This is a genomic window from Comamonas testosteroni (genome assembly GCF_000761245.1).
GTDB classification, from domain to species: domain Bacteria; phylum Pseudomonadota; class Gammaproteobacteria; order Burkholderiales; family Burkholderiaceae_C; genus Comamonas; species Comamonas testosteroni_C.
In genome coordinates this window covers 1-1,642 of the sequence record NZ_AWOR01000096.1, presented here as the reverse complement: position 1 = coordinate 1,642, position 1,642 = coordinate 1, and the positions used below count along the sequence as shown (strand labels likewise).

The following is a 1,642-nucleotide window of genomic DNA, read 5'->3' as shown; positions in this document are numbered from 1 at the left end:
CGACGAAATCATCGACCTGCACGACCGCATCATTGGCAAACTATTCAACGCCGCCAAGAACAAGCATCAGCAGCAGTTTCAGGCTTCCGGCAAGGCGATCAATGACAAGGTGCGGATGTATGGCCGCATCGGCCAAGCCTTGCTGGAAGCCAAACAGAGCGGCGGCGATCCGTTCGCCGCCATCGAGGCCGTAATGCCGTGGGATACCTTCGCCGCCAGCGTCACGGAGGCGCAAAAGCTCGCGCAGCCGGAGAGCTTCGACTTTCTGCATCGCATCGGTGAAAGCTACGCCACGTTGCGCCGCTACGCGCCGCAGTTCCTGGACGTACTTAAGTTACGGGCGGCACCAGCCGCCAAGGGCGTACTCGATGCCATCGAGGTGCTTCGCGGCATGAACAGCGACAACGCCCGCAAGGTGCCCGCCGACGCGCCGACCGCATTCATCAAGCCACGCTGGGCGAAACTGGTGCTCACGGACGATGGCATTGACCGGCGCTACTACGAGCTGTGCGCCCTGTCAGAGCTAAAGAACGCGCTGCGATCAGGCGATGTCTGGGTGCAGGGTTCGCGCCAGTTCAAGGACTTTGATGAGTACCTGGTGCCGGCCGAGAAGTTCGCTACTCTGAAGCTGGCCAACGAATTGTCGCTGGCAGTGGCCACCGATTGCGATCAGTATTTGCACGACCGACTGGCATTGCTGGAACAGCAGCTTGCCACCGTCAACCGCATGGCGGCGGCCAATGATCTGCCGGATGCCATCATTACCGAGTCCGGCCTGAAGATCACGCCGCTGGACGCGGCGGTGCCGGAGACCGCACAAGCCCTAATCGACCAGTCGGCGATGCTGCTGCCACACGTCAAGATTACCGAACTGCTGATGGAAGTTGATGAGTGGACAGGCTTCACCCGGCATTTCACGCATCTGAAGACCGGCGACACGGCCAAGGACAAAACCTTGCTGCTGACGACGATCCTGGCTGATGGCATCAATCTCGGGCTAACCAAGATGGCCGAGTCCTGCCCAGGCACGACTTACGCCAAGCTGTCGTGGCTGCAAGCCTGGCACATCCGGGATGAAACGTACTCAACGGCGCTGGCCGAACTGGTCAACGCGCAGTTCCGGCAATCCTTTGCCGGAAACTGGGGCGATGGCACCACGTCATCGTCGGATGGCCAAAATTTCAGAACCGGCAGCAAAGCGGAGAGCACCGGGCATATCAACCCGAAGTATGGAAGCAGTCCAGGCCGGACGTTTTATACCCATATCTCCGACCAGTACGCGCCCTTCAGCACCAAGGTAGTCAACGTCGGCGTGCGTGATTCAACCTATGTGCTCGATGGCCTGCTGTACCACGAGTCGGACTTGCGGATCGAGGAGCACTACACCGACACAGCGGGCTTTACCGATCATGTCTTCGGCCTGATGCACCTACTGGGCTTCCGATTCGCGCCACGTATCCGAGACCTGGGCGACACCAAGCTATTCATCCCAAAGGGCGATGCCGCCTATGACGCGCTCAAGCCGATGATTAGCAGCGACCGGCTGAACATCAAGCAGATACGCGCCCATTGGGATGAAATCTTGCGGTTCGCCACTTCGATCAAGCAGGGTACGGTGACGGCCTCGCTGATGTTGCGCAAG

The 1,642-nt window shown here is 59.6% G+C and carries 1 protein-coding gene; it reads left to right on the top strand.

The window, feature by feature from the left end:
• A partial coding sequence (locus P353_RS25360) for a Tn3 family transposase (RefSeq protein WP_034375818.1) occupies positions 1 to 1,642 on the top strand: 1,642 nt, incomplete at both ends.